The organism is Duganella aceris (genome assembly GCF_011090165.1).
Classification (GTDB): Bacteria; Pseudomonadota; Gammaproteobacteria; order Burkholderiales; family Burkholderiaceae_D; genus Rugamonas; species Rugamonas aceris.
This window is the reverse complement of sequence record NZ_JAADJT010000001.1, coordinates 863,969-877,419: the sequence shown is the minus strand read 5'-3', so window position 1 is coordinate 877,419 and position 13,451 is coordinate 863,969. Positions and strand designations below refer to the sequence as shown.

Sequence of the window (13,451 nt, the reverse complement as noted above, 5' to 3'; positions counted from 1 at the left end):
ATTGTTCCACGTGAAACATTGAAAAAGGGAGGCCGCAGCCTCCCTTTTTTGTTCCACGTGAAACAATCCTCAACGTATCCAAGCGTCGTATCCCGTCTTGACGATCAGCACCGACACCACGATGAGGAATAACTTGCGGACAAATCCACTGCCGTGCTTCATCGCCAACCGCGAGCCGACCAGCGAACCGCCTATCTGGCACACGGCCATGATCGCGCCAAGTTGCCACAACAAATGGCCGCTGTAGCCGAACCACACCAGCGCCGCGAAGTTGCAGGCAACGTTGACGATCTTGGCCACCGCCGACGCGCCGAGGAAGTCGAAGCCGAAGATGCGCACGAACAGGAACACCAGGAAACTGCCGGTACCGGGACCAAAGAAGCCGTCGTAGAAGCCGATGCCGGCGCCGATCAGCAGCGCCAGCGTCTGTTCCTTGGCGCCCGAGTGCAGCGGCGCGTGGACGCTGCCGAAATCCTTCTTGGCGAAGGTGTAGATCGCCACCAGCAACAGCACCACCGGCAATGCGCCGCGCAGAAAGTCGGGCGATACCTTGGTCACCGTATAGGCGCCGCAGAACGAGAAGATCAACGCGGCGATGGCGGCCGGCGCGGCGACGGTCCAGGCGATCGCAACCCGGCGCGCGTAGCTGACGGCGGCGACGCTGGTGCCGAAGATGCCGGCCAGCTTGCTGGTACCGACCAGCGTGGCCGGCGCCATGTTGGGAAACACCGTGAACAACACCGGCAACTGTATCAGTCCCCCGCCCCCAACCACCGCATCCACCAGGCCCGCCGCAAACGCGGCGATCGCCAACACCAGATAATCCATACGCCCGCCATCTCTACATGTGCCGAAAGACTACATTGTACGGAAGAAATCCCGCCATCCTTATGCGGATGCTGCATAACCGCAAGCTGCATGAGGTAAGCTTTGATCTGAAATCCACCACACAGCGAAAGCAGCCATGAACGATTTCCCAGCGTTTGCATTCAGCACCGTCTCCCACATCATCTCCGAACTTGGCGCCGCAGGACGGCTGGGCGAGCACATCGCCCAACGCTTCCCCCACGCACGCCGCGCCCTGCTCGTCACCGATCCCGGCTTCCTGCGGACCGGCCTGGTGGACGCTCCGGCGGCCAGCCTGCGCGCCGCCGGACTGGCGGTCGCAGTCTATTCCAACGTGGTGGCCGACCCACCCGAACAAATCGTGTTGGACGCGGTCGAAGCCGCACGCGCACACGGGACCGACATCGTCATCGGTCTCGGCGGCGGCAGCTCGATGGACGTCGCCAAACTGATCGCGGTGCTGGCCGGCAGCGATCAGCCCATCGGCGCGATCTACGGCATCGGCAATGTCAAAGGTTCGCGGATGCCGCTGGTGCAGATCCCGACCACCGCCGGTACCGGTTCGGAGGTTACCAACATCGCCATCGTCACCACCGGGGCTACCACAAAGATGGGCGTGGTGGCGCCGCAACTCTATGCCGATATGGCATTGCTGGACGCGGAACTGACGCTCGGCCTGCCGCCGCTGGTCACCGCCGCCACCGGCATCGATGCGATGGTGCATGCGATCGAGGCCTACACCAGCCGGCACAAAAAGAATCCCTTGTCGGACATCCTGGCTCGCAAGGCGCTTGGGCTACTGTCGTCCAGCCTGATACCGGCCTGCGAAAACGGCGGGAATCTGGCGGCGCGCCAGGCCATGCTGCTCGGCGCGATGCTGGCCGGTCAGGCGTTTTCAAACGCGCCGGTGGCGGCGGTGCATGCGCTGGCTTATCCGATCGGCGGTATCTTCCACGTGGCGCACGGCCTGTCGAATTCGCTGGTGCTGCCGCACGTACTGCGCTTCAACGCGCCGGAGGCGGCGGGGCTGTATGCGGAGTTGGCGGAGATCGTGGTGCCAGACGCGAGCGGCAGCATCGAGGCGAGGGCGGAGGCATTGGTTGTTGCGATGCAGCAAACGGCCATCATCACCGGCATAGAGCGGACCTTGCAGCAGGTCGGCATCAAGGAATCGGACCTCGACCGGCTGGCCGACGAGGCCATGCTGCAAACCCGTTTGCTGGGAAATAACCCGCGCGTCGTGACGCGTGACGACGCGCGGGCGATCTACGCCGCCGCCTTATAGCGGGATATCGACCGTAGTGCCGCTGACGGTGATGGTGGTGCCGTTCAATGGCGTGGCGGCGATGGGCGGCACGTTGACGACCGTGATCGGCGTCGTGTTGTCCAACCGCGTCACGGTGCGCACCACCTGCGACGGCGGCAACGGCGTGGCGCTGCTGCGCAGGTTGGCCAGCATCGCATCCAGCGCGCGGAACAGGTACACATGCAGCGGCACGATGTTGGCCGGCAGCGCGTTGGTGAACGAGTCGAAATGGTTGGCGTTGGTCACTTCGATGTAGCGCAGCTTGCTGGTGCCGCCCTCCACCGACGCATTCAGGCCCAGATACGAGCGCGAGGCAAGGTTCACCGGGATCAGCGTATCGCTGCGCCCGTGCACGATGATGGCAGGCTTGCCGCGCAGATTGCCGGTCGCCGCCACCTCGGCCACGCCCGCCCTGACCCGCGCGCTCTGCGCCGCCAACGCCGCGCCCAACGGTCCGCCGCCGACCGGATCGGCGCCGGTCGCCAGCGCGCGCAGGCACAGGAAGCCGTCCAGCGACTGGTCCGACAGCGCGCTGCTCGGCGAGACGCCCAGGTTGTACGCCTTGGCGCCGCCGACCGAATCCTCGTACACCACGCTGCCGACGATGCCGTTCTGGGTAGCGAAGCTGCTTGCTTTTTGAGCAGCCGTGAACGCCAGCGGCACGCCGGCCGCATCGGTCTGGGCGAACGAGAAGCCGCACAGCTTGTCGCTGGCGGCGAACTTGCCGTAAGCGTTGGCATACGTCACCGCGACCAGAATGTTGGTGCCGGCGTGTAGCGCTTGCAGCGGATCGGAATCCGGCAACCAGCCGTAGGCTTTGAGTCGCGCCTTGGCGTCGGTCTGCTGCGCGGTCAGATCGGCGCCGGTCAGCAGGCCCTTGGCCACCAGCGCCGTGCAACGTCCTGGAGCGGCCGCCGTGGCCGCCACGCACGGCTGGTACAGCGCGGCATAGGTCGAGTAGTCGAACAGCGACTTGCCCTGCCCCGTGACGTTGGCGCCGCCCTGGCGCACCGTGTAGCCGATGGCCGACTTGGGCTGGATCTGCGGCTCGGTCGCGGCCACGCCGCTGATCAGGCCCTTGCTATCCTGCTCCAGCGCCAACAAGGCCGAGCCGGCGCCGTTGGAAATGCTGGAGGCGATGGTCACCGTGTTCTTCGGCGTGAACTTGACGATGTGGCTTTTGTTGTCGCTGGCCAGTGTGCCGTACTTTTCGTTCAGCACGTAGAACGCGAATTCCACCGATTGCAGCGTGAACTTGCCCCAGTCCTTTTCCGGATTCTGCTGCGAGTAAGCGTGCTTGAATGCTATCCGCGCCGGCGATGCGGCGGCGAAGGCGGCCCGGTCGGCCTCGCTCAATCCCGGCGGCGCGAAGATGGCGCTCTTGGCGGCCGCCGTGCGCGTGGCGCGTACACCGCTCTGCAGGTTCACGCCGTCGTCGTCGAAAGTGTAGAGGCCGGTGCCGCTGCCCTTATCGCTGTAGGCGACCGCGCAGTTGTTCTTCAAGCCCCACTCGCCGGCGCTGCCGATGGCGCCGTACACGCCGCGCGATCCACTCGACGTGCCGGTGACGATGCACGGGTTGTTGGCGTCGAAACCGGCCGGCACCTGCACCATCAAGGTCACGTTCTGGTTGCCGCTGCCGTCGTCGCTGTAGGCGATGTATTCGGTGCCGGCGACCTTGCCCTCACCCGCGCCGGCGACACCCTTGGCGTCGACGTTCGGGCCGTACAGCGTGCCGTAGCCGCTGTTGGCGGCGATGTCGAGCACGGCGCGGTAGTTGGCGTGGATGGCGTTGCGGCGCAGCTCGGCGGCGCTGGGATTGGCCGGATCGGCGTAGGCCGGCGCGGCGCCGGCCAGCCCGGTCTTGCCCAGGCCGGCGGTCAGCAGATCGTCGCTGGCGCCGTCGTAGGTTTTGCTGCCGATCGAGCCAAGGTAGCCGGGCAGCTGGTTCAGCTCTTCGGTCTTGTCGTGCTCGTTCGAGCCGCAGGCGGCCAGCACGCCGGCAGCCAGCGCCAGCACTAGGGGTGTGGTTTGCATGTCCATCCTCTTTCTTCTAGTTGTCTAAAAGGTGGAGAAAAAACGCCGGACTGGACGTCCGGCGTGTGCGTTTTATCAAGCGGCTTTCTTGGCGCCGCTACGATCGAACAAGGCGATGAACTCGCCGATGATGCCGCGCCGGAACAACAGCACGCAAATGATGAAGATCAGCCCCACCACCATGTTGACCGCTTCGCCGATGGTGTTGAACCATTCGATGCCGGTGGCGTTGGTGAGGAAAATGCCCCAGTCGCCCAGCTTGTTTTCCAGCGCGATGATGATGATCGCGCCCAGCATCGGACCGGCCAGCGTGCCCATGCCGCCCACCAGCGTCATCAGGATCACCAGGCCGGACATGGTCCAGTGCACGTCGGTCAGGGTCTCGAAACCCTGCACCAGCATATTGGTCGCGCCCGCCAGGCCGGACAGCGCGGCCGACAGCACGAAGGCCAGCAGCTTGTACCTGTCCACATCGTAGCCGAGCGAAATCGCGCGCGGCTCGTTTTCCTTGACCGCCTTCAGCACCTGGCCGAACGGCGAATGCACGGTGCGCACGATCAACGCGAACGCCAGCACGCAGATGCCGAGCACGAAGAAGTACAAATTGGTGTCGTTGGCCAGATCGACCACGCCCAACAGTTTTCCACGTGGAACACCCTGCAGGCCATCTTCGCCGCCGGTGAACTCGCCGGCGCGCAGCGCGCCGAAGTACACCATCTGCGCCAACGCCAGCGTGATCATCGAAAAGTAGATGCCCTGGCGACGGATCGCCAGCGCGCCCATCACCAGGCCGATCAGCCCGCCGGCGACGGCGCCGGCCAGGATGCCCAACTCGACCGGCCAGCCCCACACCTTCATCGCGTTGCCGGCGACATAGCCGGCGGCGCCGTAGAACGCGGCATGGCCGAACGACAGCAGTCCGGTGAAGCCGATCAGCAGGTTGAAGGCGCTGGCGAACAACGCGAAGCACAGCAGCTTGGACAAAAACACCGGGTAGCCGACGAAAGGCGCCGCCAGCGCGATGGCGAAGGCGATCAAATAGCCTATTTTCTTGTTCATTATTTTTCCTTGCCAAACAAACCCGCCGGGCGGATCAGCAACACGATGACCATCACCAGGAACACCACCGTCGACGAAAACTCGGGATAGAAGACCTTGGTCAATCCCTCGATCACGCCCAGCGCCAAACCGGTCAGGATCGACCCCATGATCGACCCCATGCCGCCGATCACCACAACGGCGAACACGACGATAATCAGGTTCTGACCCATCAGGGGCTGCACCTGGATGATCGGGGCCGCCAGCACCCCTGCAAAGCCCGCCAAAGCGACGCCGAAGCCGTAGGTCAGCGTGACCATCAGCGGCACGTTGACGCCGAACGCTTCCACCAGCTTCGGATTCTCGGTGCCGGCGCGCAGATAGGCGCCCAGCTTGGTCTTTTCGATCACGTACCAGGTCGACAGGCAGACACCGACCGACGCCACCACCACCCAGGCGCGGTAGTTCGGCAGCATCATGAAGCCGAGGTCGGTCGCGCCGGCCAGCGCTTCCGGCACCTGGAACGGCTGGCCGGACACGCCGTAGAACGAACGGAACACGCCCTCCACCAGCAGCGTGATGCCGAAGGTCAGCAGCAGGCCGTACAGATGGTCGAGCTTGTACAGATGGCGCAGCATGGTCTTCTCGATGATGACGCCGAACACGCCGACGATCAGCGGCGACAGCACCAGCATCACCCAGTAGTTGAGACCGAAATAAGCCATGCCCATCCAGGCCACGAACGCGCCCATCATGTACAACGCGCCATGGGCGAAATTGATCACGTTCAGCAAGCCGAAAATCACGGCCAGGCCGAGCGACAGCATCGCGTAGAAGGAGCCGTTGACCAGGCCCAGCGTTAGCTGGCTCATAATCATGGGCAAGGGATAGCCGAATATTTCCATAGAATCGCTATATAAAAATCAGGGAAAAAAAGGGCAGGCCGAGTGGCCTGCCCTGTGTACAACTCAGCTTATTTCCACAGGCTGCACTTGGTTTCCGCCTTGGTGGCGTAGGCCTGGTCGCCGGGGATGGTGGCCACGACCTTGTAGTAATCCCACGGATACTTCGATTCCGACGGCTTCTTCACTTCCATCAGGTACATATCGTGCACCATGCGGCCGTCCGGACGGATCACGCCGTTCTTGGCGAACATGTCGTTGATCTTGTTGGCTTTCAGGTAGGCCATGACCTTGTCGGAATCGTCGCTGCCGACGGCCTTGACCGCCTTCAGGTAGTTGGTGGCGGCCGAGTAGTCGGCGGCCTGCAGCATCGACGGTTCCTTCTTCATCTTCTCGAAATAGCGCTTCGACCAGGCGCGCGTCTCGGCGTTCTGGTCCCAGTACCAGCCGTCGGTCAGGTACATGCCTTGCGTCATGTTCAAGCCCAGCGAGTGCACGTCGTTGATGAAGATCAGCAGGCCGGCCAGCTTCATTTTCTTGGTGATGCCGAATTCGTTGGCGGCCTTGATCGAGTTGATCGCGTCGCCGCCGGCGTTGGCCAGGCCGAGGATCTGCGCGCCCGACGATTGCGCCTGCAGCAGGAAGGACGAGAAGTCCGACGCCGACAGCGGATGCTTGACCGCGCCCAGCACCTTGCCGCCGCCGGCCTTGACCACGTCCGAGGTGTCTTTTTCCAGCGACTGGCCGAAGGCGTAATCGGCGGTCATGAAGTACCAGTTCTTGCCGCCCTGCTTGACGATGGCGCCGCCGGTGCCGCGCGCCAGCGCGATGGTGTCGTAGGCGTAGTGCACGGTGTACGGCGTGCACTCCTCGTTGGTCAGGCGGGCCGAGCCGGCGCCGATCGAGATGAAGACTTTTTTCTTCTCGGCCGCGACCTTGGCCATGGCCAGGTTGGCGCCGGAGTTGGTGCCGCCGACCAGCATGTCGACGCCCTGCTGGTCGAACCACTCGCGCGCCTTGGAGGCGGCGATGTCGGCCTTGTTCTGATGGTCGGCGGAGATGAACTCGACCTTCTTGCCGGCGATGACCACGCCGGCGTCGGCGATCGCCATCTTGATCGCCTCGGCGCCGCCGGCGCCGTCGATGTCCGTGTACAGGCCGGACATGTCGGTGATCATGCCGATCTTGATGGTGTCGCCAGAAACCTGGGCTTGGGCAGCGAACGATGCGCACATGGCGGCTGCGATGGTGATGGCTTTGAGTTTCATTTCGTCTCCGTTCAGGAAGTAGTGTTATTGCTTATTTTTCGTACACTTACCTTAGACGCCCAGCAGCTCGGTCAGGACCGGCATCTTGGCGCTCAATTCTGATGCAACAAAGGTCTCGACGATCTGACCGTGTTCCATCACATAAAACCGGTCCGCCAACGGCGCGGCGAACCGGAAATTCTGTTCCACCATGACGATGGTGTAACCCTTGGATTTGAGCGTGGTGATCATGCGCGCCAGGCCCTGCACGATCACCGGCGCCAGCCCTTCCGAGATTTCATCCAGCAGCAGCAGCCGCGCCCCGGTGCGCAGGATGCGCGCCACCGCCAGCATCTGCTGTTCGCCGCCGGACAGGCGGGTGCCCTGGCTGTGCTTGCGTTCCTCCAGGTTGGGAAACATGGCGTAGATTTCCTCGATCGACATGCCCTTTTCGCCGGTCGACAATTGCGGCGGCAGCAGCAGATTTTCCTCGGCCGACAGCGACGAGAAAATGCCACGCTCCTCGGGGCAATAGCCGATGCCGAGGTGGGCGATTTTATGCGTCGGCATGCCGATCGATTCGACGCCGTTGACCTTGATCGACCCCTTGCGCGCGCCGGTCAGGCCCATGATCGAACGCAGCGTGGTGGTGCGGCCGGCGCCGTTGCGGCCCAGCAGCGTCACCACTTCGCCCGGCTGCACCGACAAGTTGACGTTGTGCAGGATGTGCGATTCGCCGTACCAGGTTTGCAGGTTGGAGATCTCCAGAGCGGCCGCCATCAATGGGCTCCTTCCAGCACTGCCGCTTCGGTGCCCATATAGGCTTCCATCACCTGCGGATTGGTCGAGACTTCCGCGTAGCTGCCCTCGGCCAGCATGGCGCCACGCTGCAACACGGAGATCTTGTCGCAGATGCCGGAGACGACTTTCATATTGTGTTCAACCATCAAAATGGTGCGGCCGGTGGAGACTTTTTTAATCAATTCGGTGACGCGGTGCACGTCCTCGTGGCCCATGCCCTGGGTCGGTTCGTCCAGCAGCATCAGCTCAGGCTCCATCGCCAGCGTGGTGGCTATTTCCAGCGCGCGCTTACGGCCGTAGGGCATGTCGACGGTGACGGTGTCGGCGAATTCGGTCAGGTCGACCTCGGCCAGCAGTTGCATGGCTCGGTCGTTGAGCTTGTCCAACGCGCGTTCGCTTTGCCAGAAATGGAAGCTGGTACCCAGTTGGCGCTGCAATCCGATGCGGACATTCTGCAGCACCGTCAGATGCGGGAATACGGCGGAAATCTGGAACGAACGGATCACTCCCATGCGGGCGATCTGCGCCGGCCGGGCGGCGGTGATGTCGTTGCCGTTGAATAGAATCTGCCCGGAGGTCGGCACCAGGAACTTGGTGAGCAAATTGAAGCACGTGGTTTTGCCGGCCCCGTTGGGGCCGATCAGCGCGTGGATGTGACCGCGCTGCACTTTCAGATTAACGTCGTTGACCGCGGTAAAACCCTTGAATTCCTTGGTCAAATTCTTTGTTTCCAAGATAACGCCGGACATCCTGTCTCCTAGTTATTCTTTTCAAACTACTAAATTTTTCTAGATCATACACAGTAACAAATTGGCTAACAATACAGTATAAATACGGTCGTTTTTTGATCTAAAGCTAAGGGACGCACGCTTCATTTCCATGCTGAACGGATCATTTCTGAAGCTTTTTCAGCGATCATGATGGTGGGGGAGTTGGTGTTGCCGGAAGTGATGAAGGGCATGACGGAAGCGTCGACGACGCGCAAGCCGGCCACGCCGATGACGCGCAAGTCCGGACCGACCACCGCGGTCGGATCGTCGGTTCGGCCCATCTTGCAGGTGCCGACCGGATGGAAAATGGTGGTGCCGATGGCGCCGGCCGCCTGCGCCAATTCCTCCTCGGTACGATAGTGGACGCCTGGCTTGTACTCTTCCGGCGCGTACTGCTTCATCGCCGGCGCGGCGACGATGCGTCGGGTCAGGGACAGCGCGTCGCCGGCGACCTTGCGGTCTTCCGGCGTGCTCAAGTACATCGGCGTGATCTTCGGCGGCGCATAGGAGTCGGCGCCGGCAATGCGCACGTGGCCGCGCGAGGTCGGCCGCAAGTTGCAGACGCTGGCGGTGAACGCGGGAAAGGCGTGCAAGGGATCGCCGAACTTTTCCAGCGACAGCGGCTGCACGTGGTATTGCAGATTCGGCGTCGCCTGATCCGGATCGGAACGCGCGAACGCGCCCAGCTGCGACGGCGCCATCGACATCGGCCCGCTCTGAAACATCGCGTATTCCAGGCCGATTTTCATCTTGCCGAACCAGCCGGCGGCCAGCGTGTTCAAGGTCCGCGCATTCTTGCCGAGTTTGTAGACCATGCGTAATTGCAGATGATCCTGCAGGTTATCGCCAACGCCGGGCAGGTCGACCATTGGCGTCACGCCGTGCTGATGCAACAGCGCGGCGGCGCCGATGCCGGAGGTTTGCAAAATCTGCGGAGAATTAACTGCGCCTGCCGCCAGCAGGGTTTCCTTGTTGGCGCTGGCGCTGTACTGCGCGCCGCCGCCGGTGAAGATCACGCCTTTGCAGACCGCCGCACCGTCATTTTTTTCGATCAGTAAACGTTCCACGTGGCAGCCGGTCATGATGGTCAGATTCGGCCGGCCCGAGATCGGCTTCAGGTAGGCCTTGGCCGTATTCCAGCGGATGCCGCGTTTTTGGTTGACGTCGAAATAGCCACAGCCGGCGTTGTCGCCACGGTTGAAATCGTCCACTTTCTGGATGCCGGTTTGCTCGGCGGCATCGCGGAAGGCGTCCAGTATCTGCCAGGACAAGCGCTGTTTTTCCACTCGCCATGGGCCGCCAGCGCCGTGAAACTCCGAGGCGCCGCCATGATAATCCTCGCTCTTTTTAAACAGCGGCAGCACCGACTCCCAGCGCCAGCCCGGATCGCCGGTCAACTCGGCCCAGCGGTCGTAGTCGCCGGCCTGGCCGCGCATGTAGATCATGCCGTTGATGGAGGAACTGCCACCCAGCACTTTGCCGCGCGGGTAAAGCAAGCTGCGGCCGCCGAGTCCGGGATCAGCTTCGGTGCGGAACATCCAGTCAGTGCGTGGATTGTCGATGCAATGCAGATAGCCAACGGGAATGTGGATCCACACATAATCGTCCTTGCCGCCGGCCTCGATCAGCAGCACTTGCGCGTTCCTGTCCGCGCTTAAGCGGTTCGCCAATACGCAGCCCGCCGAGCCTGCACCTATGATGATGTAATCGTACTCGCCTGCTGATTCCAAAAATGGCTCCTCCAAGGGGTTGTTCGGTATGCCCGGGCTTTGCGCTCTCTAGGCTGCGGCGATCTCCGCCAATAATGTTTCGACCAGCTTCGCCGCCGGCATTGGCCGCGCGCGCGCCACGCCCGTACCGCACCAGAGGGACATCAACTCGGTTTCGCCGCGCTTGGCCGCCTCCGCGCGGATCGGCGATGTTAGCGCGTTTTGAATTGGATATACCGGAAGTTGTTGCTCGATGCCGGCAAGTTCACGCATGAAGCGATTTTCCAAACCACGTGCATAGCGGCCGGAAAAAGTGCGCGTCAGCCGGGTCGGATGGTCGCCGGCCGTGAGCAGGCGCTGCTTGTAGTCCTTCTGGATGCTGGATTCATCACAAACCAGGAAGGCTGTTCCCATTTGCACCGCCTGCGCGCCACCATCCAAGGCACGCTTGATATCGGCCCCGTCCATGATGCCACCGGCCGCGATCACCGGAATATTCACGGCCGAGACGATGGTCGGCAACAGTTCGAAGGTCGTCAGTTTCGCATCTTCCTGGGCACCGATGAAGGTGCCGCGATGGCCGCCCGATTCCGTGCCGGACGCGATCACGGCATCGGCGCCCCTGCTTTGCCAGGCCAGCGCTTCGTCCGCATGGGTAATCGTGCCGATGACGAATATCCCGGCTGCATGCAAGCGCTCGATTTGTTCCGCGCTGAGGATGCCGAAGGTGAAACTGGCGACGGCCGGACGCAATTCGATCAGCGCCTCGAACTGAGCAGCGAAATCCTCACACCATTTGCTCGGCGTCGGCAAGTCGGTCCAGCCCAACGACGACCACAGCGGCTTGAGCCACTGGACGGCGCGCTCGACCTCGGCTGGAGAAGGTTTCGGTGTCTCAAGAACAAAGAAATTCAAGCAAAACGGCCGGTCAGTAAGCGCCCGAATCTGGGCGGTTTGCGCGCGGATCGCGTCCGGCGGCAGCAGCGAACAGGCCAACGAGCCCAGCGCGCCAGCGTTCGACACTGCGGCCACTTGCGCCGGCGTATTGTTACCGCCAGCCGTAGGTCCCTGAATGATGGGATGCGGAAAGATGGATGCCAATTTCATCTGAATTCTCACAAAAAGGGCGTTTACAGCTGTGGATAACGCTATGGATATCCACAGGCACCGAATGTGAGTAAACAAAACAAATTTTAGGAGGTCTTTTTTTATCCCAAAACAGTTCCGTGCTCATACACGCCTTACCAGCCTTCTTATAAAGCTCGTAAACGCCTGATTCTAATCCAAAATGAGTAGTTATCCACAGAAAAGTGTCTGCGTTAACAACTACTACTATTTTTATATATACATCTTTAGGGTAAACCATAAACCCAAAAGCCACATCCTCGGGCTGCAGCTACCGGAATAGTGGTTCTCAAGCATCAGCTTTCCCCTATATCGAGTTGCAAGCAACCACCAGTGCACTTTTCACTGCGCGACCGCGTCTTGTTCGTGCCAGCCGGCAAATGAAGGAATCGATGAATCTGGCCACCCGCGAGCGGATAACTGTGGTTGATCTACGGAGCGAAACGCCGCAGCAATTGGTAGCCCTGATGGCTGCACGCTGAATCTGTTCTGAAGGCCGATTTCAGGCCTGGAAACGGAAGAACGACTACAAAACCAGCCGCCCCTGTGGATAAGGTCCTGCATATCCACAGGACGACTTGTGAGTAAGGACCGAAGTTGTACCGGGGTCGATATTTTATACAGAATTGCTCCTGATTTGATACAGCGCTTATGCAGGTGCTTGTTTACGTCGTAAGCGGATGATTTGTAAACGTATACATGACTTATCCACAGCTTTACGGTCGTTTACTACTACTACTATTTTTATATAAATCTTTTGTAAACTACTAAGACCTTAAAAGCGAAATCTGGAGCCCTGCTCCCCATCAAAAAACCATTTGCACAGCAAAAAACCCTTTAAAATCCACTTTTTTTCGCTACGCGCTGTGGAAAAAGCGCTGGATACCCACAAGCGAACTTGCAAAACCACAGGAAAAATATGCGTCTAGGCATCATCAGCGCGCTGGCTGAAGAACAGCATGGGCTGCTAGAAGCCCTTCAGAGCCCCTCCAGGCACGTTCACGGCATGCGTGAGTACACGACAGGGAAACTGTGGGAAATCGACGCTGTGTGCGTTCTATCGCGTATAGGCAAGGTCGCAGCGGCCATGACAGCCGCCATCCTTGTGGAAAAGTTCGGAGTTACCCACATCATCTTCACCGGCGTCGCCGGAAGCGGGGATAAAAATGTCAAAGTGGGGGATATCGTGATCGCCGAATCGCTGATCCAACACGATTTCAATGCCAGCCCGTTGTTTCCGCAGTACGAAATCCCATTGACGGGCATTTCGCGCTTCGCGACGGATGTGACGTTGACTGAGCGCCTTGCTGGCGCCGCTGAGAAAACCACGCGTGTACACAGAGGATTAATCGCCAGCGGTGATCAATTTATAGGCAAATTGACGCAAATACAGGCCCTGAAAGCCGCATTGCCCGATTTACTGGCGGTGGAAATGGAAGGCGCCGCTGTGGCGCAAGTGTGTTTCGAAATGGGAATACCATTCGCGGTGATCCGAACGATTTCGGACAACGCCAACGACGAAGCCGCCGTCGATTTCATGCATTTCATCAAAACTGTAGCCTCGCGCTACGCCTTTGAAGTGATCCGCAACTTCTGCAAGTCCTAAAAATCCGGGGTCAGAGCTAAAAACTGGACACAAGCTCTGCCGTTAGCAGTCGAGCTCGTGTCCA

The 13,451-nt window shown here is 60.9% G+C and carries 11 protein-coding genes; 2 read left to right on the top strand and 9 right to left on the bottom strand.

The genetic code is table 11. From position 1 onward, the window contains the following. Positions 1-69: 69 nt before the first annotated feature. Positions 70-828, bottom strand: coding sequence for a sulfite exporter TauE/SafE family protein (locus tag GW587_RS03875; RefSeq protein ID WP_166098707.1), 759 nt, complete (start codon positions 826-828; stop codon positions 70-72). Positions 829-964: 136 nt separating this feature from the next. Here GW587_RS03875 and GW587_RS03870 point away from each other — a divergent pair, with 136 nt between their 5' ends. Next, complete coding sequence (locus tag GW587_RS03870; RefSeq protein WP_166098705.1) at positions 965-2,131, top strand: iron-containing alcohol dehydrogenase; 1,167 nt, start codon at positions 965-967, stop codon at positions 2,129-2,131. On the opposite strand, the gene GW587_RS03865 is transcribed toward GW587_RS03870, so the two are convergent. The 8 genes from GW587_RS03865 to GW587_RS03830 form a co-directional block, all read right to left on the bottom strand. Then, positions 2,126-4,189 carry a 3-hydroxybutyrate oligomer hydrolase family protein gene (locus GW587_RS03865; RefSeq protein WP_166098702.1) on the bottom strand — a complete coding sequence of 688 codons (2,064 nt, stop codon included), beginning with the start codon at positions 4,187-4,189 and terminating at the stop codon, positions 2,126-2,128. The two genes, GW587_RS03870 and GW587_RS03865, sit on opposite strands and share 6 nt — an antisense overlap. 75 nt (positions 4,190-4,264) lie before the next feature. After that, positions 4,265-5,248 (bottom strand): branched-chain amino acid ABC transporter permease, encoded by a 984-nt coding sequence (locus GW587_RS03860; protein WP_166098699.1) that lies wholly within the window; start codon positions 5,246-5,248, stop codon positions 4,265-4,267. Further along, complete coding sequence (locus GW587_RS03855) at positions 5,248-6,132, bottom strand: branched-chain amino acid ABC transporter permease (RefSeq protein ID WP_166098697.1); 885 nt, start codon at positions 6,130-6,132, stop codon at positions 5,248-5,250. Before GW587_RS03855 ends, GW587_RS03860 begins: the two co-directional genes overlap by 1 nt. Positions 6,133-6,200: 68 nt before the next feature. After that, positions 6,201-7,397, bottom strand: a complete 1,197-nt coding sequence (locus tag GW587_RS03850) for an ABC transporter substrate-binding protein (RefSeq protein WP_166098694.1) — start codon at positions 7,395-7,397, stop codon at positions 6,201-6,203. A 51-nt stretch (positions 7,398-7,448) separates the two neighbouring features. Next, positions 7,449-8,156: an ABC transporter ATP-binding protein gene (locus tag GW587_RS03845; RefSeq protein ID WP_166098691.1), complete on the bottom strand. Its 708-nt coding sequence runs from the start codon at positions 8,154-8,156 to the stop codon at positions 7,449-7,451. Further along, on the bottom strand, positions 8,156-8,926 hold the full coding sequence (locus GW587_RS03840; RefSeq protein ID WP_166098689.1) for an ABC transporter ATP-binding protein: 771 nt from the start codon (positions 8,924-8,926) through the stop codon (positions 8,156-8,158). The genes GW587_RS03845 and GW587_RS03840 overlap by 1 nt, the downstream gene beginning before the upstream one ends. A gap of 122 nt (positions 8,927-9,048) precedes the next feature. Further along, positions 9,049-10,677: a GMC family oxidoreductase gene (locus GW587_RS03835; protein WP_166098687.1), complete on the bottom strand. Its 1,629-nt coding sequence runs from the start codon at positions 10,675-10,677 to the stop codon at positions 9,049-9,051. 48 nt (positions 10,678-10,725) lie between these two features. After that, positions 10,726-11,763: an NAD(P)H-dependent flavin oxidoreductase gene (locus GW587_RS03830; RefSeq protein ID WP_166098685.1), complete on the bottom strand. Its 1,038-nt coding sequence runs from the start codon at positions 11,761-11,763 to the stop codon at positions 10,726-10,728. Between the two features lie 937 nt (positions 11,764-12,700). On the opposite strand from GW587_RS03830, the gene GW587_RS03825 reads away from it, so the two are divergent. Further along, positions 12,701-13,387, top strand: a complete 687-nt coding sequence (locus GW587_RS03825) for a 5'-methylthioadenosine/adenosylhomocysteine nucleosidase (RefSeq protein WP_166098682.1) — start codon at positions 12,701-12,703, stop codon at positions 13,385-13,387. Positions 13,388-13,451: the final 64 nt, after the last annotated feature.